At 67.8% G+C, this 21,568-nt stretch carries 15 protein-coding genes, 1 other RNA gene and 6 pseudogenes; 7 read left to right on the forward strand and 15 right to left on the reverse strand.

Annotation, left to right across the window (positions count from 1 at the left end; all coding sequences use genetic code 11):
* Positions 1–24 precede the first annotated feature (24 nt).
* Positions 25–1,430: pseudogene (locus CKW46_RS19240) on the reverse strand (WS/DGAT/MGAT family O-acyltransferase).
* A 148-nt stretch (positions 1,431–1,578) separates the two neighbouring features.
* On the opposite strand from CKW46_RS19240, the pseudogene panB reads away from it, so the two are divergent.
* Positions 1,579–2,471 (forward strand): annotated as a pseudogene (panB, locus tag CKW46_RS19245) (3-methyl-2-oxobutanoate hydroxymethyltransferase).
* 7 nt (positions 2,472–2,478) lie between these two features.
* Here the strand turns inward: panB and CKW46_RS19250 are convergent.
* On the reverse strand, positions 2,479–2,907 hold the full coding sequence (locus CKW46_RS19250; protein ID WP_020787057.1) for a heme-binding protein: 429 nt from the start codon (positions 2,905–2,907) through the stop codon (positions 2,479–2,481).
* A gap of 156 nt (positions 2,908–3,063) precedes the next feature.
* Here CKW46_RS19250 and CKW46_RS19255 point away from each other — a divergent pair, with 156 nt between their 5' ends.
* Positions 3,064–4,656: a CYTH and CHAD domain-containing protein gene (locus CKW46_RS19255; RefSeq protein WP_015356206.1), complete on the forward strand. Its 1,593-nt coding sequence runs from the start codon at positions 3,064–3,066 to the stop codon at positions 4,654–4,656.
* Positions 4,657–4,755: 99 nt separating this feature from the next.
* Here the strand turns inward: CKW46_RS19255 and CKW46_RS19260 are convergent, their stop codons facing one another.
* Entirely contained in the window at positions 4,756–4,926 is a 171-nt protein-coding gene (locus tag CKW46_RS19260; protein WP_015356207.1) for a hypothetical protein, read from the reverse strand.
* A 323-nt stretch (positions 4,927–5,249) separates the two neighbouring features.
* Here CKW46_RS19260 and CKW46_RS19265 point away from each other — a divergent pair, with 323 nt between their 5' ends.
* On the forward strand, positions 5,250–6,059 hold the full coding sequence (locus CKW46_RS19265; RefSeq protein ID WP_499018105.1) for a sulfotransferase family protein: 810 nt from the start codon (positions 5,250–5,252) through the stop codon (positions 6,057–6,059).
* Between the two features lie 48 nt (positions 6,060–6,107).
* Here the strand turns inward: CKW46_RS19265 and CKW46_RS19270 are convergent, their stop codons facing one another.
* The 6 genes and pseudogenes from CKW46_RS19270 to cobC form a co-directional block, all read right to left on the reverse strand.
* The gene (locus CKW46_RS19270; protein WP_499018107.1) at positions 6,108–7,727 is read right to left on the reverse strand and encodes a PE family protein; all 1,620 of its coding nucleotides are present in this window, start codon (positions 7,725–7,727) and stop codon (positions 6,108–6,110) included.
* Positions 7,728–8,159: 432 nt separating this feature from the next.
* An RNA gene (gene rnpB, locus CKW46_RS19275) (RNase P RNA component class A) lies at positions 8,160–8,585 on the reverse strand.
* A gap of 92 nt (positions 8,586–8,677) precedes the next feature.
* The gene (locus CKW46_RS19280) at positions 8,678–9,802 is read right to left on the reverse strand and encodes a bifunctional RNase H/acid phosphatase (RefSeq protein ID WP_012394957.1); all 1,125 of its coding nucleotides are present in this window, start codon (positions 9,800–9,802) and stop codon (positions 8,678–8,680) included.
* Positions 9,799–10,535: pseudogene (locus CKW46_RS19285) on the reverse strand (zinc ribbon domain-containing protein). Before CKW46_RS19285 ends, CKW46_RS19280 begins: the two are co-directional and overlap by 4 nt.
* Before the next feature lie 22 nt (positions 10,536–10,557).
* Positions 10,558–11,694, reverse strand: coding sequence for a Nif3-like dinuclear metal center hexameric protein (locus CKW46_RS19290; protein WP_015356210.1), 1,137 nt, complete (start codon positions 11,692–11,694; stop codon positions 10,558–10,560).
* Positions 11,691–12,746 carry an Rv2231c family histidinol phosphate aminotransferase CobC gene (cobC, locus tag CKW46_RS19295; protein ID WP_036426494.1) on the reverse strand — a complete coding sequence of 352 codons (1,056 nt, stop codon included), beginning with the start codon at positions 12,744–12,746 and terminating at the stop codon, positions 11,691–11,693. Before cobC ends, CKW46_RS19290 begins: the two co-directional genes overlap by 4 nt.
* Before the next feature lie 187 nt (positions 12,747–12,933).
* Between cobC and CKW46_RS19300 the strand changes: the two genes are divergently transcribed.
* The 3 genes from CKW46_RS19300 to CKW46_RS19310 are packed head-to-tail and all read left to right on the forward strand — an operon-like array spanning position 12,934 to position 14,964.
* Positions 12,934–13,653 carry an HAD-IA family hydrolase gene (locus tag CKW46_RS19300; RefSeq protein WP_167470903.1) on the forward strand — a complete coding sequence of 240 codons (720 nt, stop codon included), beginning with the start codon at positions 12,934–12,936 and terminating at the stop codon, positions 13,651–13,653.
* A gap of 52 nt (positions 13,654–13,705) precedes the next feature.
* A complete protein-coding gene (locus CKW46_RS19305; protein ID WP_420873298.1) occupies positions 13,706–14,140 on the forward strand; it encodes a low molecular weight protein-tyrosine-phosphatase in 435 nt (144 codons plus the stop codon).
* Positions 14,140–14,964, forward strand: coding sequence for an SURF1 family cytochrome oxidase biogenesis protein (locus tag CKW46_RS19310; protein ID WP_011739497.1), 825 nt, complete (start codon positions 14,140–14,142; stop codon positions 14,962–14,964). Before CKW46_RS19305 ends, CKW46_RS19310 begins: the two co-directional genes overlap by 1 nt.
* On the opposite strand, the gene CKW46_RS19315 is transcribed toward CKW46_RS19310, so the two are convergent.
* Entirely contained in the window at positions 14,946–15,887 is a 942-nt protein-coding gene (locus CKW46_RS19315) for a cobalamin biosynthesis protein (protein WP_240274737.1), read from the reverse strand. The genes CKW46_RS19310 and CKW46_RS19315 overlap by 19 nt on opposite strands.
* Before the next feature lie 113 nt (positions 15,888–16,000).
* Here CKW46_RS19315 and CKW46_RS19320 point away from each other — a divergent pair, with 113 nt between their 5' ends.
* The gene (locus CKW46_RS19320) at positions 16,001–16,816 is read left to right on the forward strand and encodes an oxygenase MpaB family protein (RefSeq protein WP_011739495.1); all 816 of its coding nucleotides are present in this window, start codon (positions 16,001–16,003) and stop codon (positions 16,814–16,816) included.
* A 20-nt stretch (positions 16,817–16,836) separates the two neighbouring features.
* Here CKW46_RS19320 and CKW46_RS19325 read toward each other — a convergent pair.
* From CKW46_RS19325 to CKW46_RS19345, 5 genes and pseudogenes are all read right to left on the reverse strand, one after another.
* A pseudogene (locus CKW46_RS19325) lies at positions 16,837–17,822 on the reverse strand (cation diffusion facilitator family transporter).
* A gap of 88 nt (positions 17,823–17,910) precedes the next feature.
* Positions 17,911–19,034, reverse strand: a pseudogene (locus tag CKW46_RS19330) (epoxide hydrolase family protein).
* Positions 19,035–19,063: 29 nt separating this feature from the next.
* The gene (locus CKW46_RS19335; protein ID WP_482052275.1) at positions 19,064–19,219 is read right to left on the reverse strand and encodes a hypothetical protein; all 156 of its coding nucleotides are present in this window, start codon (positions 19,217–19,219) and stop codon (positions 19,064–19,066) included.
* 173 nt (positions 19,220–19,392) lie between these two features.
* A pseudogene (locus CKW46_RS19340) lies at positions 19,393–20,402 on the reverse strand (NAD-dependent epimerase/dehydratase family protein).
* Positions 20,403–20,505: 103 nt separating this feature from the next.
* Positions 20,506–21,540 carry an AraC family transcriptional regulator gene (locus CKW46_RS19345; RefSeq protein ID WP_012394973.1) on the reverse strand — a complete coding sequence of 345 codons (1,035 nt, stop codon included), beginning with the start codon at positions 21,538–21,540 and terminating at the stop codon, positions 20,506–20,508.
* Between the last annotated feature and the right edge of the window lie 28 nt (positions 21,541–21,568).

Genomic DNA, 21,568 nt, shown 5'->3' on the forward strand with positions numbered 1-21,568 from the left:
GGTTAACCACCGTCACCGCGCCCGTCATCCGGTCTCGGCCAGCAGTTCTTCCATTACGGTGGCGAATTCGTCGGCCATTTGCCACAAATCCGGAAGCAGCTCCGGGCAGGCCACCAACCCGACGTCGAGTTTGCCGTTCAGCGACATCACCGTGACGTTGAGGCCCGAACCGTGGAAGATGGGCCCCAGCGGGTACATCGCCTTGACCTCACATCCCAGCATGTACAGGGGCAGCTGCGGGCCCGGCACATTGGAGACCACCAGGTTGTGCACGGGCAGGCTTTCGGTCAGCCGGCTGCTTGCATAGACACGCATGGCGGCGCCGAAGACCGCCGGCGCGGCAAATTGCGACCAGTCCTGAAGCAGCGTGGCGCCGATCGCCGAACTGTGGCCCTTGGCAACCGTATTGCCGTGCGCGATGGCGTTCAGCCGCTCGGCCGGATCGGCGATCTCGGTGTGCAGGCTGGAAAACATCGCCGATACCTGGTTACGGCCGGGACGGTCGGACTTGCCGTGCACCGGCACCGGCACCGACGCCACCAACGACGACGTGGGCAGTGCGTCCCGGTCCGCCAGGTAATTGCGCAGCACGCCGGAGACCAGCCCCATCACCACGTCGTTGACCTTGACGCCGAAGTGATTCTTCAGCGCCTTGATGTCCTCGAGATCCAGCTCCGCGTAGGCAACGGCGCGCCGGCCGCTGACGCGGGCGTTGAACACCGTGCGCGGCGCGGTGAATGGACGCGCCATGGTCAGGCCTTCGCGCGCCCGCAGCAGGGTGGACACCACCGAGGACACCGTTTCGGGCACCACATTGGCCAGCTGCAACGGCCGGGTGGCGAACCTGAGCAGGCCCCCGGCGGCGATCTGCCAATCGGTGGCACCGCCGACCCCGTCGACCGGATCCGGGGCGGGAGCGTCGGCTTCGGTGGTGCACAGCTGCGACATCAGGTTGGCACCGGTCACGCCGTCGACCGCGGCATGGTGCACCTTGGTCAGGACCGCCAGGCGCCCGTCGTGGTGGCAGTCGGTGCCTGCCACTCCTTCGATCACCCACATCTCCCAGAGCGGGCGGCTGCGGTCCAACGGCAGTGAGGCGATGTGACCGCAGATTTGGGAGAGCTCAGCCCGGCCCCCCGGTGGGGGCAGGCCGATACGGTGCAGATGCCGATGCAGCTGGAAGTCCTCGTCGTCCACCCATACCGGGTGATCCATACCGGGTGATCGAGGTTCAGTGCGCTGTTGGCCAGCTTTTCGCGGAATTCCGGCATCGCCTTGATCCGCAGTGCCAACGCGTCCTGCAGCCGGTCGAACGTGTAGCCGCCGGGCATCGTCGACGTGTCCAGCTCCATGATCGAGCAGACGTGCATCGGCTGATTCGAGGTTTCCAGGTACAAGAAGCTGGCGTCGAGGCCACTAAGCCGCTGCATTCCGCCGATGGGTAGGCCGTGCGCGGGCTCACAGTGCATCCGTGCGTAAGAAATGGCAGACTAGCCAGGTCAGATGAACCCGGGGACCCGGATATCAGCTTGTGCTGAGGGCCACGAGGATCTACCCGACCAACAGCTAGGGACAATGATGTCTGAGCAGATCTCTGAGCAGTCTGAGCAAAATGTCTATGGCGCGTGCCCGCCGGTGCCCGCCGGTGAGTCGTCGCCTTCCGCGGCCAGCGCGCCGCGGACCAAGGTGCGAACCCACCACCTGCAGAAATGGAAAGCCGAAGGCCACAAGTGGGCCATGCTCACGGTCTATGACTACTCGACCGCGCGGGCCTTCGACGACGCAGGCATCCCGGTTCTATTGGTCGGCGACTCCGCCGCCAACGTAGTGTACGGCTACGACACCACGGTGCCGATCTCGATTGATGAGCTGATTCCCCTCGTGCGCGGTGTGGTGCGCGGCGCCCCGCACGCGTTGGTCGTCGCCGACCTGCCGTTCGGCAGCTACGAGTCCGGACCTTCGGCCGCGCTGGCGGCGGCCACCCGATTCATGAAGGAAGCCGGTGCCCATGCCGTCAAGCTCGAGGGCGGCGAGCGGGTGGCCGAGCAGATCGCGTGCCTGACCGCGGCGGGCATCCCGGTGATGGCCCACATCGGCTTCACCCCACAGAGCGTGAACACCTTGGGCGGGTTCCGGGTGCAGGGCCGCGGTGACGCCGCGGAACAAACGATCGCCGACGCGATCGCCGTCGCCGAAGCCGGGGCATTCTCGGTGGTGATGGAAATGGTGCCCGCGGAATTGGCCACCCAGATCACCGGCAAGCTCACCATCCCGACCATCGGAATCGGCGCCGGCCCGAGCTGCGACGGCCAGGTCCTGGTTTGGCAGGACATGGCCGGCCTCAGCAGCGGCAAGGCCCCCGATTCGTCAAGCGCTACGCGGATGTCGGCGGCGAATTACGCCGCGCCGCGGTGCAATACGCGCAAGACGTGGCCGGTGGCGTATTTCCCGCCGAGGAGCACTGCTTCTGATTCTCCCCTACTGCTGACACCGATCCCGAAAGTCGGTCAGCGGCTGGCGAATGCCCTGTAGCTCGGCGTGTACGCCGGGGTTGGCGTCCATGTACTGCTGCAGTTGGTCACGGATGTCGTCGCGAGGCTGACCTCGCAGACCGGTGAAGTAGTCGTTGACCTCGGGATGGCTGAACAGGTACACCGAAGTCGCTGCGGCAACCCCGGCAGACACCCCGGCCAGGTCCGCCGCCGTGCAGTTCGGCGGTGCCGGTGCGGGAACGGGAGCGGGATCATCCGGATCTGCCCCGGCGACCGCGGACGCGAAGCCGGCTGCGCCCAGGAACATCGCGCCGGCAACGATCCCACCGGCGACCAGGCGCGATCTGGCAGCACCGAACAACACCATGAACGACTCCTTCATCAAGTAACCGAAGGCCGCCGGGACGGCCCGCATCGCACACGATAGGTGCTTTCGGGCCGGCGCAGGAACCGAATGGTGTGTGGCGTCGGCAACCGAACCTTGAGGCTCACGCGTCACCTCGGTGTGGCACTCTATGATGCCTATCCACGATTTCATGTCCGCGGATCTGTGGCCTGACCGGAGGCGAAAATGCCTGTAAAGGCGCCGAAGACGGCGCGTCACTTGGAGGTCGAGCGCAAGTTCGACGTCGTCGAGTCGACGGTATCGCCCTCGTTCGAAGGCATTGCGGCGGTGGCTCGTGTGGAAAGGAAGCCGGTCCAGGCGCTGGATGCGGTGTATTTCGACACCGCAGACCAGGACCTCGCGAGCAATCGGATCACCCTGCGGCGGCGCACCGGTGGCTCCGACGCCGGCTGGCATCTCAAGCTGCCGGCCGGTGGTGACGCCCGCACCGAGCTGCATGCGCCGATCACGGAGCCGGACACATCCGGGTCCTTGGGGGCGCCGACCCAACACCGCGTTCCGGCGGAGCTGCTCGATGTGGTGTTGGCGATCGTGCGTGATCGCCCGCTGCAGCCGGTCGCGCGCATCAGCACACAGCGCGCGAGCCAGTTCTTATACGGCGTTGACGGAGCACCGCTCGCGGAGTTCTGCGATGACCACGTCACCGCCTGGTCGGCTGGTGCCGGTCCGGATGCCGAACCGGCGCAACAACAGTGGCGCGAGTGGGAGCTGGAGCTTTCGGACCCGAGCCAGAGCGCCAGTCGCGAACTGCTGGACCGGCTGAGCAACCGGCTGCTTGACACCGGAGCGGCACCGGCTGGGCACGGCTCCAAGCTGGCTCGGGTGCTGGGCTCGACCTCGCCGTGGGCGGGCCGGCCCGAACCGGCGGATCCGGTGCACCGCGCGGTGGCCCGCTACGTTGCGGAGCTGCTGGTGTGGGATCGCGCCGTGCGCGCCGACGTCGACGATTCCGTCCATCAGATGCGGGTAACCACGCGCAAGATTCGCAGCCTGCTCGCGGATTCGCAGGATTCGTTCGGATTGGCCGACAAGGCGTGGGTTCTCGACGAGCTGCGCGAACTCGCCGCCGTGCTGGGGGTGGCCCGTGATGCCGAGGTGCTTGGCCAGCGCTACCAGCATGCCCTGGAGAGGCTAGACCCGACGCTGGTGCGCGGACCCGTCTACGAGCGTCTGGTCGACGGGGCCCGGCACCGCTACCACGCCGGGCTGCGGCGGTCGTTGGTGGCCATGCGGTCCAAGCGCTACTTCCGCCTGCTCGATGCCCTCGACGCCATCGCGGCCGCGTATCCGGCCGACACCGCCGCCGCGGGGGCTGAGCCGGCCCCACCCCCGAGTATCGAGGCGGCCTACCGACGGGTCCGCAAGGCCGCCAAACTCGCCAAGGCGGCCGCCAAGGCGCCAAGTTCGCCGGCCGAGTCTGCCGCCGTGGACGCGGGTGCCCACCTCGGCCCCAACGAGGCGCTGCACCGAATCCGCAAGCGCGCCAAGAGGCTGCGCTACACCGCCGCGGCCACCGGAGCCGTCCAGGTCTCCAGCCAGGCCAAGGCCATCCAGACGCTGCTCGGCGATCACCAGGACAGCGTGGTCAGCCGAGAGCACCTGCTCCACGAGACCGATGCGGCGCACGCCGCGGGCCAGGACACCTTTACCTACGGTCTGCTGTATCAGCGGGAGAGCGATCTGGCCGAGGGTTGCCGGCAGCGGCTCGACGCCGCCCTGCACCGGCTCGACAAGTCGGTACGCAAGACCCGACGCTGAGCGCGGGTGGGCAAGTCAAACGCCATCCCACGCGCAGCATCAGGGCTCCGACGAACAAAGCGAAGGCCAGTAGTGCGAGCAGGCCCAACACGTTGGTCATCAGGCGGGCACAGCTGGCCGCGTCACGGTGAAGCTGCCGGGTGTGGCACCGCCACGGATCAGCGCCAGCTCGCGCGCGGCTGTCGCAGAGTCGGCCGACAATCCCGGCGTCTCGATCACGTCGGCGGTGGCTGCCCAGCGGGCGCTGGAGCTGCCGGCACCGATGGGCATCGCGACCGGCGAAGCCGGGCTGCGCGATGGGGATTACGTCGGTGCGGTACTGAATCGTGCGGCACGGGTTCTGAATCCGCGGCCAGCACCACCGCAACCATCACCGCGACGGCGCAACATCACCCACCGAAGCCAGAACCTCCGCCGGCCCAGCCCCCGTGTTCCCGCAGACCGATCTTGATGAGCCTGGCTCATGGCGGGCGGCCGCGTTCATGCGCGATCATCCAACGAAAGGAATTTGCGATCGGTTAGCATGACGGCATCACACGAGGTAGACGTCCGCAGGGCAGGTCATGGTGCGGAAGCCAAGTCGGGGGTGTGCCGTGAAAGCCATTCATTTCATCTCCGGTCTGCCGCGTTCGGGTTCGACGTTGCTGGCCGCGTTGCTGCGGCAAAACCCGCGGTTCCAGGCCGGAATGTCGGGTCCGCTGGCCGGCCTGTTCGGCGCCCTGCTCGACGAAATGAGTGGGCGCAACGAGTTTTCGGTGTTCATCGATGACGCCAAGCGCGAGCGCATCCTGCGCGGGTTGTTCAACGACTTCTATGCGGACTGCACCGTCGAGGTGATCTTTGACACCAACCGCGGCTGGTGTGCGTGGATGCCCGCGATTGCGCGGCTGTTTCCCGATGCGAAAGTGATTGCCTGCGTGCGTGAACTGCAGTGGGTGGTGGACAGCATCGAGCGGTTGATTCAACACAACGTCTTTAGCCCGTCGTCGATTTTCAACTACAGCGCCGGCGGCACGGTGTTTAGCCGCGCCACAAGTGTGGTGGCGCCCGACGGCATGGTCGGCGGTCCCTACGATGCCCTGCGGCAGGCGTGCTACGGCGCGCAACGAGATCGACTTCTGTTGCTGCAGTACGAAACCCTGAGCACCGACCCGGCCAAGGCGATGCAGGCCATCTACGCGTTTCTGGGTGAGCCGGTGTTCGAGCACGATTTCGGCCATGTCGAGTACGACGTCACCAAGTTCGACGAGCGCGCCGGGACACCGGGGTTGCACACCGTGCGCCCCACGGTCACGGCCGAACCGCGCGACACGTTGCTACCGCCGGATCTGTTCAACCGCTTCACCCACGACGCCTTCTGGCGCGACCCGGAGAGGATTCCGGCCGGGCTGACGGTCGTGTGAGGTTTGCTCTCTCCCAGCCATCTCGACCAGGCCGTGGTGGCGTTTCGATCAGCGGCGAACTGTCACGGCACATTCGCGCCGGGCGTACCGAAAAGGTCCACTCCCATCCAGTCGGGGGAGCTGTGAGGTCGGCGGCCCCGCCGTTGCCGCCGGTGTTGCCCAGGCCGGTGCCGCTACCGCCGTTGCCGCCAGTGCCGGTGCGGGTGTCGATGGTGCCGCCGGTGTTTGCGGTGAAGGTGGATCCCCGCCGTTGCCGCCGATGCCGTCGGTGATGCCATCACCGCCGGCCCCGCCGTTGGTGGCGCTGCTAGTGACGGTGCCGCCCCCGATGGCCGTGATTCGGGCGATGTTTCCGGCGCCGCCGATGCCGCCGGTGGAGCCGGCCCCGCCGACCCCGCCGGTGGCGGCGCCAGTGGCGACGGAGCTGCCCGCCCCGTTGGCAAACAGGGTGGCGCTACCTCCTAAGCCGCCGCGGCCGCCGGTGCCCGCGCCACCGCCGCCGCCGGTGGCCGTGCCGTCAGTGACGGTGGCGCCGCTATAACCTCTGATCGAGGCGTAGTTTCCGCTGCCACCGTAGCCGCCGGCGGTGCCCGCGCCCCCGGCGCCGCCGATGGAGATGCCGCTGGCGGAGCTGCCCGCGCCGTAAGCCCGGAGGAAGGCGTTGCCGCCGCCTCCGCCGTGGCCGCCGGTGGTGCCCGCACCCCCGTAGCCGCCGCTGACCGTGCCCGTGGCGGTGCCGCCGTTAGAAGCACTGACCTGAGCGTAGCCGCCAACGCCGCCGAGGCCGCCGGTGGTGCCCACGCCCCCATAGCCTCCGATGGCGCTGCCGCTGGCGGAGCTGCCGGCACCGTTGGCAAATAGGGCGCCGCTACCGCCGCCGCCGCCGCTGCCGCCGGTGGTGCCCGCACCCCCGACGCCGCCGGTCGCCGTGCCGCCGGTGATGGTGCCGCCCCCGCTGGTGCTGATGGTGGCGTCGCCTCCGCGGCCGCCGCTGGCGTGGTTGGTGCCGCCGGCCCCACCGGCCCCGCCGCCGCCGAAAATCAGCCCACCGGCACCACCGTTGCCTCCGGTCCCGCCGACCGCGCCGCTGCCCGCATAGGCGGTCCCGCCGGATCCACCGTGACCGCCGGAGCCGAACAGGAACGCCGACCCACCGGCCCCGCCCGCGCCACCGGCCGGGCTGGTGGCCGTACCCGGCGTGCCCGATCCGCCATCGCCGCCATCGCCCCACAACCATCCACCGGGCCCACCGGCCTGCCCGGTGCCCGGCGCCCCATCGGTACCCGGCCCAACCAACGGGCGCCCGGTGAACTGCAGGAACGGCGCATTGATGGCGTCTTGCACCCCCACGGCCGCAGCGGCTGCCGCTTGCAGCGGCGACGCGCTGGTGGCCTCGGTGGCCGCATACAAGAACCCACCGCCATTCAGCGCCTGCACGAACTGGTCATGAAACAGCGACGCCTGCGCGCCCAGCGCCTGAAACTGCTGGGCGTAACCACCAAACAACTTTGCGACCGCCGCCGACACTTCATCCTCAGCCGCCGCCGCAATCGATGTCGTCAAGCCCGCCGACGCCGCATGCGCCTCCCTGATCGACGACCCCAGGCTGCTCAAGCTGGAAGACGCTGCAGCTAACTCCTCGGGTGCGGCATAAACAAAAGCTGACACTCGTCAATCCCCATCACGACCGGGCGGCCCAAGTCCGAAGGAAACAATTTTCGGCCTTCTCCGACTTTTCCGAGACGCTACGCCCGCCCATTCCGATGATCGCAGCAAATCCACGGTCCGGTGACAGAAGCCCCATGCTCTTAAGGACCTAAGTCACTAACTCGTGAGGCTAATTAACCAACGGCAAACCAGCGAAAGGCAACCCACCGAAGCTTGCCCCCCAAGGCACCGGCGCCCGTCGTCGCCGCTGACCTTCTTGGCGACCAGCGGTGCACATCGCCGGATCAGCAAACTCCGTCCCACAGTCCCGCCTACAGCCGCCTGCGGCCCGATTCCGACAACCGGACGCGGGACGCAATTGATTCGGTACTCGGATCTGCTGCGGACGGAGGCGGCTCCGGCTAGCTGAATATGCAGGTCGTAAACGTAAGGCGGACGAGTTGGCCTGTAAGCCGGATTCTGTTCCACACCGCCGCGGCTGAACCAGCGGCGGCGCGGCGGCGACCATCCATCTGGGCACACCGTTGCCGGGTACCTCGAGCGGCCTACCCGCAGACTCGGGCGAGCAGCCCTCAAACGCCTGCGCGGCCGCACCTACGGTACGGCCTTCTTGACCTTGCTTCGGGTGGGGTTTGCCTAGCCACCCCGGTCACCCGGGGTGCTGGTGCGCTCTTACCGCACCGTTTCACCCTTACCACCGCGAGGGTGGCGGTCTGTTTTCTGTGGCACTTTCCCGCGAGTCACCTCGGATTGCTGTTAGCAATCACCCAGCTCTGTGAAGTCCGGACTTTCCTCGATTCGGCGCTGAACTCGTGACAACACGAGCCCAACCCGAGCCGCGGCCGCCCAGCCAACTCGTCCGCGGAACATACGCTACCCGCTACGCAAAATCGCGGCCAACAGACGCCGTCGAACCCAGCCGCCTGGCCCGATCGTTGACGGCGGCGCTGCTACAGGTAGCCGGTCTGGTTGACCAGCCGCACCGACGACGCGCCGTCGGCATAGAACTCGGCGATGCTCAGCGACGCCAGATCAAGATGCAGCCGGTAGAGGACCTCGGAGCCGACATCGAGCGCGAGTCGCAGCAACATCTTGATGGGCGTGACGTGTGAGACCACCAGCACGGTCGTGCCTTCATACCGGGAGATCATCCGGTCGCGTCCGCGCCGAACCCGCCGCAGCACTTCATCGAAGCTCTCACCGCCCGGCGGCGTGATGCTGGTGTCGTTGAGCCAACGATGGTGCAGGTCGGGGTCGCGGTTGGCGGCCTCCGCGAAAGTCATGCCTTCCCAGTCCCCGAAGTCCGTTTCGACCAGGTCTTCGTCCACCGTCACGTCCAGCCCGAGGGCTCGGGCCGCCGTCGTCGCCGTATCGTAGGCACGCTGCAAAGGCGAGGACACCACCGCAGCAATTCCGCCGCGGTGCGCGATGTAGCGGGCGGCCAAACCGGCTTGGCGCCAACCGACTTCGTTGAGCGCCGGGTTGCCGCGCCCGGAATAGCGGCGTTGCACCGACAGTTCGGTCTGACCATGTCGCAGCAGCAGCAGCCTGGTGGCCGTATCGCGTCTACCGGTCCATCCGGGAGCTGCCGGGGTTTGGACAGGCGCCGTGTTGGCGGGGTCGGCGACGGCGGCCACTGCCACGGTACCGGGTTCGCCACGCCGATTGGTGCGAACCGCGGCGTCCATCGCTTCGTTGGCCAGCCGGTCGGCATGCGCATTGCGGGCCCGCGGAATCCACGCGTAGCTGATCCGGCGGAATTGCCCTGCCAGCTCGCGCGCCTGCCCGTGCAGTTCCACCAGGTCCGGGTGCTTGACCTTCCAGCGCCCGCACATCTGCTCGACCACCAGTTTGGAATCCATCAGGACCGACACTTCGGTGGCACCCAGCTTGACGGCGTCGTCCAAACCGGCTATCAGACCGCGGTATTCAGCGACGTTGTTGGTGGCGCGGCCGATCGCCTGTTTGCTCTCCGCCAACACGGTCGAACGGTCCGCGGTCCACACCACTGCGCCGTATCCGGCCGGCCCCGGGTTACCACGCGATCCACCATCAGCTTCGATGATGACTTTCACAGCTCGGGTCCCTTGATCCGTAAGAGGATCGCGGCGCATTCCGGACACCGAACCACCTCGTCCTCGGCGGCCGCCGAGATACGAGCCAATTCGCTGCGGCCGATCTCAATACGGCAGGCACCGCAACGGTGGCCCTGCAACTGCCCCGCGCCTGGCCCGCCGCCGGCCCGCAGCCGTTCGTAGAGCGCGGCAAGATCGGGATTCAACGATGCGGCCAGCGTGTCGCGTCGCGATGAATGTTCTTGACGGGATTGGTCGAGTTCGGCCAGGGCGGCATCGACGGACTGCTGGGCAGCGGTCAGTTCGGCTTGCAGGACTTCGAGCGCCGCAATCTCGGTGTTCTGTTGCGCCTGCAACTCCTCGCGGCGCTCCATCACCTCCAACAGCGAATCTTCCAGACTGGCCTGGCGGCGTTCCAGGGTCTCCAGCTCGTGCTGCAGGTCAGCCAATTGCTTGGCATCCACAGCCCCGAGGTGAGCAATGACCGGTCCCGGTCTTCACGCTTACGTACCGCGTCGATCTCGTCTTCTAGGCGTGAAACCTGGGCGTCCAAGTCCTCCAACGCGATTCGCACCGCAGCGAGTCGGTCACTGACCGCCTCGTGCTGAACCCGAACCTGCTCGAAAGCGGACCCCTCGGGCAGATGGGTGGACCGATGGGCGATCCGTGACAGCTCAGCATCGAGCTTCGCCAACTCCAATAGCGAACGCTGCTGTGCCGCTTCGGCCTTCATGTCTGATCTCCCGGTCCTATTCTCAGCTGTCGTTCTCGCGGCTTGCTGCAACGTTCCACGGGTCGGTACGCAACGGGCATACCCGCACCGGCAGCGCCTCACCGAAATGGGACCGCAGTACCTCGGCCGCCTGGCCGCACCAAGGGAACTCGCTTGCCCAATGCGCGACGTCGATCAACGCGACCGCGGAGGCGCGGCGATGTTCGTCGGCAGGATGGTGGCGCAGATCTGCGGTGAGGTAGGCCTGGACGTCCGCCGCGGCCGCCGCGCCCAGTAGTGAATCGCCGGCGCCACCGCACACCGCCACCCGCGTCACCAGCATCTCGGGGTCCCCCGCCGCGCGCACTCCCCAGGACGTCTGCGGTAGCACGGCGCCGACGCGAGAGACGAAGTCGCGCAAGGTTTGCGGCCGGTCCAGCGTGCCGATGCGCCCCAACCCGACGTCGGCCGGTGGTGGCACCAGCGCAAGAATGTCGAATGCCGGCTCTTCGTACGGGTGCGCGGCTCGCATGGCCGACAGCACGGCGGCACGGGCGCGCGCGGGTGCGATGATCTCGACCCGGTCCTCGGTGACTCGTTCGACGGTGCCGACGCTGCCGATCGCCGGTGACGCGCCGTCCAGCGGGAGGAACTGCCCGATGCCCGTAACGCTCCAGCTGCAATGCGAGTAGTCACCGATATGTCCGGCGCCAGCGTCAAAGATCGCCGCCTGCACGGGTTCTGTGTGCTCGCGCGGCACGTAGATAACCCACTTGTCCAGCTCGGCCACGCTTGGCGACCGGGCGAGCACGGATTCGACGGTCAGTCCCAGCGCTTGGGCCAGCGCGTCGGACATCCCCGGCGATGCCGAGTCGGCGTTGGTGTGCGCGGTGAACAGCGAGCGACCCGTCCGGATCAAACGGTGGATTAGCGCACCCTTGGCGGTATTGGCGGCCACCGTATCGACCCCGCGCAACAGCAACGGGTGATGGGCCAGCAGCAACCCGCGCTCCGGAACCTCATCGACAACTGCCGGTGTGGCGTCCACCGCGACCGTCACCGATTCCACCGGCTCCCCGGGATCTCCACACACCAGGCCGACCGAGTCCCAGGACTCGGCAAGACGCGGCGGATATGCGCCGTCGAGCACTTCGATGACGTCAGCGAGCCGAACGCTCATCGTCGCCTCCCGCTGCGGCCGGCCTGCCTGACTTCGGCGATGGCATCGACCAGCTGCGGCCATTCGGGCCGCACCGCCGCGCGCAGATACCCGTCGTCCAAGCCGACGAAGGTGTCGCAGCGGCGGATCGCGATTCCGCGCTGATGCAGCCGTTTGCGGAGCTCATCGGCATCGGGGACGCTGAACAAGACAAACGGTGCGCAGCCATCGACCACGCTGGCACCAACCGAACCGAGGCCGCTGACCATCTCGGCCCGCGCTGCCAGCAGCAGTCGAGCATCGGCGGCGGCCTCGGCCACCGCTTCGGGCGTGCAGCAGGCCGCGATGGCCGTCAACGGCAGGGTGCCCACCGGCCAGTGGGCCCGCATCCGGGTCAGCCGGTCCAGCAGGTCCGGCGTGCCAAGGGCGTACCCCACCCGCAGACCCGCCAGTGACCACGTCTTGGTCAGGCTGCGCAGCACCAGCACGTCGGGCAGGCAGTCGCCGGCCAGCGACTGCGGCTCGCCGGGAACAGCGTCCGCGAACGCCTCGTCGACCACCAGGATCCGGCCCGGCCTGCGCAATGCCAGCAGCTGCTCGCGGCTGTGCAACACCGAGGTCGGGTTGGTCGGATTGCCGACGACGACCAGGTCGGCATCGTCGGGGACCGCGGCTTCATCCAGGCGGAACGGCGGCGCCAGCACCACATGGTGCACCGGGATCCCCGCGGCGCTCAGGGCCGCGGCCGGCTCGGTGAATGACGGCGCGATGATTGCTGCCCGAACCGGACGCAGGTTACTCAACAGGGCAAAACCCTCGGCGGCCCCGGCCAGCGGCAGCACCTCCGCGCGGGTTCGGCGGTGACGCAGCGCCGCCGCATCCTGCGCGCGCTGGGTGTCCTCGATGCTGGGATAGCGTGCCAGCGTGGTCAGCCGCTGCGCCAGCAGTTCGACCAGCCAGTGCGGCGGGTGCGGGTGGCGGACATTCACGGCGAAATCCAGCATGCCGGGCGTGGCGGCCTGATCCCCGTGATAACGCGCCGCCGCCAGCGGGCTCGTGTCCAGACTCACCACCTAGAAAACACTAGTGCGCCGGTGACAGAACCAGGCATCCGGAGCACTACGCCCCTGCCTGGCACACGGCTACCCGCGCGGCCGCGAGGCCCGGGCACCGGCCGGGTCCGACCAAACTCGGCTGCTCAAGCCGGTCTCGCCAGCTCCTGCCGACCCCGCCGACCGCCGCATCAACGACAATGGAGTGGTGACAGGTTCGATTGCAGCCGATTCACCGGCTGACCCCGGCGCCACACCGCAGGACACCCGGTGCCCGGAGAGGACGCCGCAGCTGGTGATCTTCGATCTCGACGGCACCCTGACCGACTCGGCCCACGGGATTGTGGCCAGCTTCCGCCACGCACTCAACCACATCGGTGCCGCCGTTCCCGACGGCGACCTGGTCGCCCAGATCGTCGGCCCGCCGATGGACGACACCTTTCACGCCATGGAGCTCGGCGACCGCGTCGAGGACGCGATCGCCGCCTTCCGGGCCGAATACGGTGCCCGTGGTTGGGCGATGAACACCCTGTTCGACGGGATCGCGCCGTTGCTGGCCGACCTGCGTGCCGCCGGGGTTCGGCTGGCGGTGGCCACCTGCAAGCTGGAGCCAACGGCGCGGCGGGTACTCGCCCATTTCGGGCTCGACGCGCATTTCGAGGTGATCGCCGGCGCGACCGGCGACGGCGCACGCCGCAGCAAGACCGAGGTGCTCGCCCACGCGCTGGCCCAGCTGCACCCGCTGCCCGAACGGGTGCTCATGGTCGGTGACCGCAGCCACGATGTGGAGGGCGCGGCCGCCCATGGCATCGACACGGTCGTGGTTGGCTGGGGTTACGGAAAGGCCGACTTCGCCGCCGGTACCCACAGCGGCGCCGCCCTGCATGCCGGCACGGTCGACGAATTGCGGGAGGCGTTAGGTGTCTGACTCAACGCTGCACGTCACTTTCGTGTGTACCGGCAACATCTGTCGCTCGCCGATGGCCGAGAAGATGTTCGCCCACCAGCTGCGGGAACGCGGGCTGGGCGAGGCGGTGCGGGTGACCAGCGCCGGCACCGGCAACTGGCACGTCGGCAATCGGGCCGACGAACGGGCAAGGCAGGTGCTGCACTCCCACGGCTACCCCACCGATCACTGCGCCGCCCAGGTCGGCACGGACCACCTGGAGGCGGATCTGGTCATCGCGCTGGGGCGCAACCACGCCCGGCAGTTGCGTCAGCTCGGCGTGGAGGAGAGCAGGCTGCGGATGTTGCGTTCGTTTGACCCACGGTCGGGGGCCTACGTTCTCGATGTCGAGGACCCCTACTACGGGGGCCATGACGACTTCGAGGAGGTCCTCGTCGTCATCGAGGCCGCCCTGCCCGGTTTGCACGATTGGGTGGACGAACAGTTGGCGCAGGACGGCAAGGTGTGATGCGACGCCTGGCGTTTCTGCTGCGGCCCGGGTGGATAGCGCTGGCCCTGGTGGTCATCGCGTTCACCTACCTGTGCTTCACGGTGCTCGCGCCGTGGCAGCTGGGAAAGAACACCAAGACGTCGCGGGAGAACCGCCAGATCAACCATGCCCTGAGTTCGCCGGCGGTTCCGGTCAAAACATTACTGCCACAGCAAGATTCGTCAGCTCCCGAGGCGCAGTGGCGCAGCGTGACGGCGACCGGACACTATCTGTCCGATGTGCAGGTGCTGGCCCGGCTGCGGGTGGTCGACGGAGACCAGGCGTTTGAGGTACTGACCCCGTTCGCCGTCGACGGCGGACCCACCGTCCTGGTCGACCGCGGGTACGTCCGCCCCGAACCGGGCTCGCACGTGCCGCCTATCCCCCGCGCCCCGGACCAGACCCTGACCATCACGGCACGGCTGCGCGACTTCGAGCCCACCATGGCGGGCAAGGAGCCGTTCTCCCGAGACGGCTTCGAGCAGGTGTACTCGATCAACGCCAAGCAGATCTCCACGTTGACCGGAGTGCCGTTGGCCGGCTCCTATCTGCAGTTGGTCGAAAACCAACCCGGCGGGCTGGGTCTGATCGGCTTGCCGCATCTGGATTCCGGACCGTTCTTGTCATACGGCATCCAGTGGATCGCCTTCGGCATTCTGGCGCCAATCGGACTCGGCTACTTCGCCTACGCCGAACTGCGGGCCCGCCGGCGCGAAACACGCGCCCGCGAGGATGCGCCGCCCGCGGACACACCGATGACCGTCGAGCAAAAGCTCGCCGACCGCTACGGCCGCCGGCGGTAGACAAAGAGCCCGGCGCCCACTGCCGCGGCGGCCTGCACGGCCCGCGACAACGTCACGGCGCGGCGCAGGTCATCGACCGTGGGTTGACCGCCGTCCCCGAGGGTGGGGCGAATCTGCAGCTCAAAGTGGTACCGGGTGGGCCCGCCCAGACGCACCCGGAGCGCCCCGGCAAAAGCGGCCTCGACCACCCCGGCGTTGGGGCTGGGGTGCCGCGCCGCGTCGCGCCGCCAGGCCCGCACCGCGCCCAGCGCTGACCCACCGACCAGCGGCGCGCACAGCACCACCAGCCCCGCGGTCACGCGGGCCCCGAAGTAGTTGGCCAGATCATCCAGCCGCGCTGCGGCCCAACCGAATCGCAGGTAGCGCGGCGAGCGGTAGCCGATCATCGCATCCAGGGTGTTGACGGCGCGATATACCAGTACCGCCGGCACGCCGCCGACCGCCGCCCACAGCAGCGGCGCCACCTGCGCGTCGGAAGTGTTCTCGGCAACCGATTCCAGGGCCGCGCGGGTCAAATCCGGCACGTCCAGCTGAGCCGGATCGCGACCACACAGCGACGGCAGCAACCGCCGGGCGGCATCGAGGTCGCCGCGGTCCAACAGCTCGGCCATTTCCCGGCCAGTGCGCACCAGCGAGGTTCCGCCCAGCGATACCCAGGTCGCCATCGCCGTCGCCGCGACCGACCACGGCCTGCCGGCCGGGCGCCCCAAGACCGCACCCAGCAGGCCCACCCCGCCAACCAGCACGCCAACGTGCACCGCGCCGGCGGCCCTGGTATCGCGATAGCTGGCCCGCTCCAACCCCGCGGCCAGCCGCCCGAACACCGCGACCGGATGACCTCGCTGTGGGTCGCCCAGCACCAGGTCGGCCAGATAGCCCACCAGGACACCGACCGTCCGGGCCTGCCGTGCCGACGCAACCACTCAGGCAGCGTCTCACATGGCCGTCCGGTGGCCACCGGGCCCGCGCGTTCGGCTAGTCCATGACGGCACCCCCCGGCGCGTGGTCTACTCATCCTCATGGGTCAGGAATCCCGATGAAGCGTCCCGCGACCCGGGTCGCCGACCTGTTGAACCCGGCCGCGCTGTTGCTGCCCGCCGCCAACGTGATCATGCAGCTGTCGTTGCCCGGCGTCGGGTATGGCGTGCTGGAGAGTCCGGTGGACAGCGGCAACGTCTACAAGCATCCGTTCAAGCGCGCCCGCACCACCGGCACCTACCTGGCGGTTGCCACCATCGGGTCGGAGTCCGACCGCGCGTTGATCCGCGCTGCGGTGGACTCGGTACACCGGCAAGTCCGGTCCACCTCGTCGAGTCCGGTGTCCTATAACGCCTTCGATCCCAAATTGCAGCTGTGGGTGGCCGCCTGCTTGTACCGCTACTTCGTCGAGCAACACGAATTCCTGCACGGACCGCTCGATGACGGCGCCGCCGACTCGGTCTACCTCGACGCCAAACGGCTGGGCACCACCCTTCAAGTGCCGGAGCGCATGTGGCCGCCGGACCGGATCGCCTTCGACGAGTACTGGAAGCGCTCACTCGATGAGCTGCACATCGACCCACCGGTGCGCGAACACCTCCGAGGGGTGGCTTCGATGGCGTTTCTGCCGTGGCCGCTGCGGGCGCTGGCGGGGCCGTTCAACCTGTTCGCGACGACGGGGTTCTTGGCGCCGGAGTTTCGCGCGATGATGCGGTTGGACTGGTCGCAATCCCAGCAGAGCCGATTCGAGTGGCTGTTGGCCGCCCTACGGCTGGCCGACCGGCTCATCCCCCATCGGGCGTGGATCTTGATCTATCAGCTTTACCTGTGGGATATGCGGTTTCGCGCCCGCCGCGGGTGGCGCGTCGTCTAGATCGAGGCCGACCAGCGGTGCTAGCCGAGCGGCACACCGCGTGCGGCCCAGCTGAAACTGCGCATCTGCGGCAACCTGGCCCCAAGCTGGTCGGCGGCCCGCCGGCCGATGTCGTCCGCGTCGGCCACCGACATGGCGGGGTCCACCCAGCCCTCGACCTCCACGCGTAGCGTGCGTCCGGTCCAGCGGGCCCGCGCGTGCGCGTGAACGACTCCCGGTATGGCGGCGGCGACCGCTTCGGCGGTGTCCACCACGCCCGGGTCTACCCCATCGAGCAGGCGATGCCCGATCTCGGAGCTCACCTCCCAACCCACATGGCAGATGAATCCCGTCACCGCAAGCCCGGCAACCCCGTCGGCCCATCCCCACCCCATCGCGACACCACACAATCCCAGCAGCGCGCCCGCCGAGGACAGCGCGTCCAGCCAGGAATGCTTCGCATCGGCGATCATCGTTGATGACTGAATCCGGCGCCCGACAACGAGCTTGTAACGGGCCACCAGCTGATTGCCGACAATGCCAACCGCCGCGGCGGCGATCCCCCAGCCCACATGCTGGGTTGAGCCGTGCCGCAGCAACTTGCCGACGCTTTCGGTCCCGGCAACCGCGGCGCTGGCCCAGATCACCAGCGCCACACCAATCCCGGCGAGATCCTCGGCCCGCTCCAAACCGTACGGGTAGCGCTCGCTCGCCGACTTGCGCGAGCTCCGAAACCCAACGAACACAACCAGACTCGTGGAGACATCGGACAGGTTGTGCAGTGCGTCGCCGAGCAAGGCCACCGAGCCGGACACCAGGGCTATCGCCAGTTCGATCAGACCTGTCAACCCCAGCCCGGCCGCGCTGACGGCGACCGCACGATTGGCCCGCCGGCGTTCGGCTTGGTCGTCGACGGCCTGGGCCAAGGGCCAAGGGCCAAGGGCCAAGGGCCAAGGGCCAAGGGCCAAGGGCCAAGGGCCAAGGGAAAGCTTGCGGCCGGATCCCGCTGACCGTCAACCAGATGCATGTCCCCTAGCCTGCCACACCCCCGGTGCAACCTGCCCGGCTAGCGCACAACTTTTTCACGCAGCCGGCCCGGTTGTGCCGCGGTCGCGTCAGCGCACCGTGGCGAAGAACGCACGGACGTCTCCGACGAACAATTCCGGCTGTTCGAACGCGGCGAAGTGACCACCGCGCGGCATCGTCGTCCAGTGGGTGATGTTGTAGTTCGGTTCACACCAGGCGCGCGGTGCACGCAGCACCTCCTTGGGAAACGACGCCACACCGGTGGGCAGTTCGACCCGCTCGGTCTGCCCCAGACCTTGAAACTCTCCCAGTACAAGCGGGCCGACGACGCCGCGGCGGCGTTTACCCAATACATCATGACGTTGTCCAGTAGCTCGTCGCGGGTGAGGATGTTCTCCGGGTTTCCCGCGCAGTCCATCCATGCCCAGAACTTCTCCACGATCCAAGCCAGTTGTCCCACCGGGGAATCGGTCAGGCCGTAGCCCACGGTCTGGGGTCGGGTGGACTGTTGTTTGAAGTAGCCGGTTCCCCATTTCCGGTGGTACGCCAACGCTGCCAGCACCTCTTGTTCTGCCGCGGTCGGGTTGGTCAGCGCTGTACGCGTGGGCATGGCGATCGGCATATTGAGATGAATGGCCACACAGCGCCCGCCGTTTCGGCCGATCTGGGTGGTGACCGCGGCGCCCCAGTCGCCGCCCTGGGCGCCGTATCGCTGATAGCCCAGGTTCTGCATCAGCGTTTCCCAGGCCCGCGCGATCCTGTCCACTCCCCAGCCTGTGCTGCTCGGCTTGCCGGAAAATCCGTATCCGGGAAGGGACGGGCAGACGACGTGGAAGGCGTCTTCGGCGCGCCCGCCATGGGCGGTGGGGTTGGTCAGCGGCTCGATCACCTTGTGGAACTCCACCACCGAGCCGGGCCAGCCATGGGTGATCAGCAGCGGAAACGCGTCCTCGTGCGGGGAGCGTTGATGGATGAAATGCAGATCCAGGCCATCGATTTCGGTGATGAACTGGTCGAAGCGGTTCAGCGCGGCCTCGCGCGCCCGCCAGTCGTACTCGTTGGCCCAGTAGGCGGCCAAGTCCCGCGTGTAGCTCAGCGGGATGCCCTGGCTCAAATCGTCGGCACACTCGGCCTCCGGCCAACGGGTGCGCGCCAGACGGGCTTTCAGGTCATCGATAACGTCTTCGGGAACATCGATGCGAAACGGCCTCACCCGTTCATCATGCCGCCTGGCCGGGCGGCCTATTTCTGATTTGCTTCCTTGATCAGGGTGCTGATCTGTTCTAGCAGTTCACGCATATCGGCGCGCATCGCATCGACCGCGGCGTACAAGTCTGCCTTGGTCGCCGGCTGCTGGTCTGACGAGAGCGGCCGCACAGGCGGCGCCGTCTTTCCCACCGACGCGCTGTCGCTCTGAGTCCCAGGTCGCTCGTCCACGCCCCAGAGACTGCCACAACCGGCTCGCCAGCGACAACGAAACCCACCCCGAATGGGCTGTCAGTCACCGTATTGCCTTGTCACGGGGACCATCGGAGGCATTGGGGTCCGTTGCGCGGTGCTGGCGCCGGCGCTCAGATGAGACGTTCGGCCCGTGCCCACTCGTGGACGCGGGCCATCCCCTCCTCGATCGAAACCCGCGGTTGGTAGCCCAGCATCTTCTGGGCCTTCTCGATCGAATAGGTGCCGGGCCGATTGAGCAGCCACATCGTTCCGGCCGACAGATCGGTTTTCTGGCCCAAACGGCGCAGCAGCGAGCCGAGGAGTTCGGCGGCCGGTGCGGCCACCCGGATCGGCAGCGTGTGGATCGTGCCGTCACTCATGCTCGCCATCCGGCCGAAGAAATCGGCGCACCGCACACCTTTGCCGTCGGTGATGTTGAAAATCTGGCCCACCGCGTCATCGGATGACACGGCGAGCACCATGCCGTCGACGAAGTTGTCGATGTACACCGGGGAGAAGATGCCGTTTCCGCCGTTGGGCAGCGGAAAGCCGGTCCTCTTGCGCATCTCGGCGATCGGCGAACGGACCCACACCGAGCCGGGACCCCAGACATCGCCAGGCCGGATCACGGTGACATCAATCTCGCCGGCGCCGTGCGCGGCCAGCACGACCGCCTCGGAGTTCACCTTGGTGTCGGTGTAGACGTCGCCGTTGACATGCACGGGGTAGGTCTCATCCGCACCGTCGGGGAACTCGAAGCCGTAGGCCGCCACCGAGGAAAAGTGCACGAACCGGCGGACCCCGGCGTCGATCGCCGCGCGCAGCACCCGGCTGGTGCCCAGGACGTTGACGTGCCAGGCCTGTTTCAGCGGGAACGCCGCCCCCAGCAGCGCGGCGGTGTGGATCACGGTGTCCGCCCCCTCCAGCCCCGTCGGCCCCGCCGCCCAGGTCTCGGGACGCGTGATGTCACCTGCGACCACGTCCCTGCCGGATCGGCCGCCAGATCGACACCGCGTACCACGGCGCCGAGGGCGCGGAACCGGGCCGCCATGGCGCGGCCGATGAAGCCGTTGGCTCCGGTGATGAAGATCGTGCGACCGGACAGCGAGGGCGCGGGACGGTCGAATTCGTGTTCGCTCATTGCGATTCCATTCGTTGTGGGTGTGGTCGTCTCAAACCAGCATGCTCACCGAATTCACCGGTGTCTTGACAGCAAAGGACATGACTTTGACCGCAACGGACGATCAGCGGGTGGACTGCAGCGTGATCGGCGATGCGGTCCGTTGCCACTGCGCCCTCAGCGACGCCGGGCTCGCACCGAACCACCGTTGACACGACCGGGAGAGCACGCTTTGCTCCGCATAACCCAGTTGCCGGGCCAGATGCGTGAGCGTCATGTCGCTGTCGCGCAAGTAGCGTTCGGTCACCTCCCGCCGAACGTCGTCGACAACCGCGTTGAAGTTCGTCCCCTCGGCGGCGAGTCGGCGCCGTAATGCCTTGGGGTGCAGCCGAAACTGGTCGGCAATCACCGGAACCGTCGCCGCGCCGGTCGGCAACAGCTGGCGGATCAGTTCCCGAATCGAGGAGGCCATTGTCGGCCGTTGCCGGTCGATGACGGTGTCGAGATATTCGAGCACGACACGATGCGCCAGCTCGTCTCTGACCAGGGGGCGCTGCAGGTCCTCGCTCGGCAACCGGAATCCGCCCCTGTGCGACCCGAAGCGAGGTGTGCACGCGAAGTAGCGCAGGTAGTCTTCCCGCGGGGTCAGCGCCGGGTGCGGAAGGTCGACCACGGTGGGCGCATACCCGGCACCCAGCAGAAAGCGCAGCACCCGCAACATGACTCCCAGCGACAACTCGGTGGTCTGTGGGTGCGCCGGCGGGTGCGCGATCAGGATCTTGAACTCCAGGAATGAGGCTTCACCGCCGGGCTCGCGGCTCATCGTCGCGGCGATCGCGGGGCTGTAGGCGGCGAGGTAGTGCTCGAAAGTGTCGAGTGCCTCGGCAACCGATTTCGAGGTCCGCGCCGCCACCCCGACCGGCCCCAGGATCTCGATGCCTTGGCGTTCGGCCAGCCGACGGCCGAAGTCAGGTGTTTTCGTCACTGCCGCAGCGGATTCGACCGCGTGGATCAGCGCCAGATAGGTGATAAATGCGTCGAATCGGCCGACATCGGACCGCTTCACGCCAGCGCGGGCGAGCAGCGCCTCGGGATCCGCCCCGAGTTCGCTCACCAGCGCCGGATAACCGGTCAACGCGGTGCCACGGATCACCGACACGTCCTTTACAGTCAAGCATCCGTTCCCC

The organism is Mycobacterium liflandii (genome assembly GCF_022354805.1).
Lineage (GTDB): Bacteria > Actinomycetota > Actinomycetes > Mycobacteriales > Mycobacteriaceae > Mycobacterium > Mycobacterium marinum.

What these genes read in the sequence shown, in the direction of transcription:
- CKW46_RS19310 (WP_011739497.1), top strand. Translation starts at nt 14,140, where the DNA reads ATGCGACGCCTGGCGTTTCTGCTGCGGCCCGGGTGGATAGCGCTGGCC.
- CKW46_RS19260 (WP_015356207.1), bottom strand. Translation starts at nt 4,926, where the DNA reads ATGCCCATCGGTGCCGGCAGCTCCAGCGCCCGCTGGGCAGCCACCGCC.
- CKW46_RS19290 (WP_015356210.1), bottom strand. Translation starts at nt 11,694, where the DNA reads ATGAGCGTTCGGCTCGCTGACGTCATCGAAGTGCTCGACGGCGCATAT.
- CKW46_RS19250 (WP_020787057.1), bottom strand. Translation starts at nt 2,907, where the DNA reads ATGCGGGCCGTCCCGGCGGCCTTCGGTTACTTGATGAAGGAGTCGTTC.
- CKW46_RS19255 (WP_015356206.1), top strand. Translation starts at nt 3,064, where the DNA reads ATGCCTGTAAAGGCGCCGAAGACGGCGCGTCACTTGGAGGTCGAGCGC.
- CKW46_RS19305 (WP_420873298.1), top strand. Translation starts at nt 13,706, where the DNA reads ATGGCCGAGAAGATGTTCGCCCACCAGCTGCGGGAACGCGGGCTGGGC.
- CKW46_RS19320 (WP_011739495.1), top strand. Translation starts at nt 16,001, where the DNA reads ATGAAGCGTCCCGCGACCCGGGTCGCCGACCTGTTGAACCCGGCCGCG.